General features: G+C 76.0%; 2 protein-coding genes. Both read left to right on the top strand.

Features of this window, described 5'->3' with window-relative positions; translation table 11 throughout:
* Positions 1-197: 197 nt before the first annotated feature.
* Complete coding sequence (locus CCN42_RS17230; protein WP_245877329.1) at positions 198-1604, top strand: exopolysaccharide biosynthesis polyprenyl glycosylphosphotransferase; 1407 nt, start codon at positions 198-200, stop codon at positions 1602-1604.
* A 4-nt stretch (positions 1605-1608) separates the two neighbouring features.
* Positions 1609-3006, top strand: a complete 1398-nt coding sequence (locus tag CCN42_RS17225; RefSeq protein WP_086736751.1) for an O-antigen ligase family protein — start codon at positions 1609-1611, stop codon at positions 3004-3006.
* Positions 3007-3415 lie beyond the last annotated feature (409 nt).

Raw genomic sequence — 3415 nt, 5'->3', positions numbered from 1 at the left:
GCGGCCGTGTGCCGCGCGTCGTGCGCGGACAGGATGTGACGGCGCGCCCGGTGGCCGAGCGACGCGCGGCACACGGCCGCGGCGGTCGCGGACCTCTACCGCGACCTGCTCGGCAGGGGGCCCGGGGCACGCGTCGTGCCCACCGAGTACAGGGAGTCCATCCACTCGTGAGTGCGGAAAGTACTGCGGAAAGTACCGTGCCCTCCCCCGGGGCCCAGCCCTGGGGCGATGGATCCCGGCCCGTATCGGTGCTGCCGGCGCGCCGCCGGGGTACCGGCTTCCGGTTCCCGGCCCGGCGCCCCGCGGCGCGGCCCGGCGCGCCGCTGCCGCTGCTCCTCGCGGATCTGCTGGCCGCCCTGCTGGGCTGCCTCGCCCTCGCCGGGCACCGCCGCCCGGTGCTGATGGCCCTGCTGGTCTCCGCCGCGCTGCTGCTGCGCCCGCACCGGCCGCCCCGCCGGGTGCAAGGCGTGCTGGACGAACTGCCTTCCGTGTGCGGCCGGATCGCGGTGGCCTGGCTGGCGCTGGCCGCCCTGGTCGCGGCGTACGCCCCGCACCACGCGCTGTCCGCCCGCACCCTCGTCGCCGGCTGCGTGACGCACTGCGCGGCCGCTCTCACCGGGCGGGCCGTGGTGCACTGGCGGCGGCGCGCCGCGCTGCTGCGCCGGCCGCGGGCCGCGCTGGTCGTCGGTCCCGCCCGGACCGCGCAGCGGGTGGCCGCCGCGGTGCTGCGGCATCCGAGCTGCGGGGTACGCCCGGTGGGGATCGTCGCCGAGCGGTCGGACGACGCCGACGGGCTGCCGGTGCTGACCACCGGCGAGGAGGTCCAGCGGGCGCTGATCCAGAACTCCGTACGGGACGTCCTGGCCGTGCATCCGTCGGTGCGCGCCCAGCAGGGGCCGCTGCTGCGGGAGCTCGCCGAGTCCGGGTGCGCGGTGTGGGAGATCGACTCGGACTCGCCCTCGTACGCGGCTCCCGACCGGCTCGCCGGGTTCGCGTGCCGGCGCCTGGAGCCGGGGCTCGGGCGGCGCGGCAGCGCCGGCAAGCGGCTGCTGGACGTGGTGGTGTCGGGGGTGCTGCTGCTGGTGGTGAGTCCGCTGCTGCTGGTGTGCGCGACGGTGCTGCGGCTGAGCGACGGGCCCGGTGTGGTGTTCCGGCAGGAGCGCATCGGCAAGGACGGGCGCCCCTTCACCCTGCTGAAGTTCCGCACCCACCGGCCGGCCGACGCGCGCGAGGCGGCGACCCGGTGGAGCGTGGCGAACGAGCGGGACATGCCGTGGTTCTGCCGCTTTCTGCGCCGCACCTCGCTGGACGAGCTGCTCCAGCTGTGGAACGTCTTCCGCGGCGACATGAGCCTGGTCGGCCCGCGCCCGGAACGGCCCTACTTCGTCGGCCAGTTCAGCCAGACGTACCCCGGCTACGCGGCCCGTCACCGGATGCCGACCGGCATCACCGGCCTCGCCCAGGTCAACGGGTTGCGCGGGGACACCTCCATCGAGGACCGGGCCCGCTTCGACAACGCCTACATCGACAACTGGTCGCTGTGGCAGGACGTGTGCATCCTGCTGCGCACCGCGGCGGCGCTGGTCCGGCCGACGGGGAGCTGAGCCGATGAGTCTCGCGCAGCCTCCCACCCGGTGGCCCGCCCCGCGCCCGCTGTCCCCGGTGCTGCCGGTGGTGGCCGTGGTCGCGCTGCTCGCGCTGCCCGTCGCCCCTGGCGGCGAGGGCGGAGCCGGTCCGGCGGACGTGCTGTCCGCGCTGGTCGTCGTCTTCTGCGGCGTCCGGCTGCTGCGGCAGCGGCGGCGCCCCCTGACCCGGACCGCCGCCGTCGTGCTCGGACTGCCGGTCGTCGGGCTCGCGCTCGCCTCGGCGGGCGCGGCCTCGACGGGCGCCGGGCTCACCGGCCTGGGCCGCTACCTCCAGATCTTCGTCCTGGTCCCGGCCGCCGTGGCCCTGCTCATCCGCGACCGGCACGACTTCCGGCTGCTGGCCTGGTCGTTCGTGGGGCTCGCGGTGTGGCAGGGGGCGGTCGGTGTGCACCAGTACGTGACCGCCACCGGCGCCTCCTACCAGGGCCGTCCGATCCGCGCGGTCGGCACCTTCGGCCCGCAGGACATCATGGGGATGGCGACCGTGGTGTCCCTCGGACTGGTGTGCGCGGTCGGGCTCGCCCTCGGCCGCGCCTGTGCCGTACGGCAGCGGGTCTGCGCCCTCGCCTGCGCGCTGGGCCTGCTGCTGCCGCTCGCCCTCTCCTTCAGCCGGGGCGCCTGGATCGCCACCGCGGTGACCTGCGTGGCGCAGCTGGTGCTGGCCGGACTGCGGCGGGCGCTGTGGGTGGGGGCCGTGGTGGTGTCCGCGGGGGTGGTCCTGGTCGGCGGGTTCGGCGTGGGTACGGCCATGCTCCAGGAGCGGATCGCCAGCATCACCCAGGTCACGGACGCGCCCGACCAGTCGGTCACCGACCGGTACACCCTGTGGGCGGCGGCCGTCGGGATGTGGCACGAACGGCCGCTGACCGGGGTCGGGCTGAAGGGCTTCCCCGAATACCGGGACACACACGCCTCGCTGGCGCTGTCGGCGGGCAGCGACACGGAGGGCGCGGGCGCGGCCTTCCGCAAGCAGCCGCTGCTGTCCCCGCACAACATGTATCTGCTGGTGCTCAGCGAACAGGGCGTGATCGGCCTGTCGGCACTGGTGGGCAGCTGGTGCGCGCTGCTGGTGTGCGCGCTGCGCGGGCTGTGGCGGGTGCGCGCCGGGTGGACACGGGGCACCGGGCGGTCGCGCGGGCCGGACCTGGACTGTGCGTCGGTGGCCTGCGGGCTGCTCGTGTGGCAGCTCACCGACTTCCTGTACGCCGACATCGGCGGCCCCTCCGCCGTCCTGACCGCCGTCTGCTTCGGGCTCGCCGCGTGGTGGGCGCTGGCCGGGAGCCCCGCGGAGGGCGCGCCGGCCGGAGACCGCCCGGGCACGGCGGCCGGAAGCCGCCCGGAGGAGGCACCTGCGCGATGACGGTGACACCGCCCCGGGTGCCCCGGCCGGACGGCCGTGGGGACTCCGGTCACCAAAAAGGCATGGAGGTTCCGGCCGCCGTGGGCGCCGCGGAGATCCCGGAGACCCCGGAGATCCCGGACACCCCGGAGATCCCGAAGGTTCCGAAGGATCCAGAGGCCCCGGGCACCCTGAGGGCCCCGGATGCTTCGGCAACCCCGAAAGCCCTGGGTTCCGCAGGGGCCCCGGACACCCCGGACACCCGTGAGGCCCCTGAGGCCCCGGACATGCCGGACGCCATGAGTCCCGTAGGCGTGCCGGACGCCCCGGACTCCCCCGCTGCCCCGAATGCCCTGGGTGCCGCTGAGGCCCGGGAGACTCCGGAGGCCTTGGGCGCCGAGGCCCCGGCCACCCCGGACGCCCCCAAGGC

Source organism: Streptomyces glaucescens, from assembly GCF_002154375.1.
Lineage (GTDB): Bacteria > Actinomycetota > Actinomycetes > Streptomycetales > Streptomycetaceae > Streptomyces > Streptomyces glaucescens.
The sequence above is the reverse complement of the archived record's forward strand: the minus strand, read 5'-3'. Positions and strand labels throughout refer to the sequence as shown.

Coding starts and splice junctions, on each gene's coding strand:
- CCN42_RS17225 (WP_086736751.1), top strand. CDS start 1,609: ATGAGTCTCGCGCAGCCTCCCACCCGGTGGCCCGCCCCGCGCCCGCTG.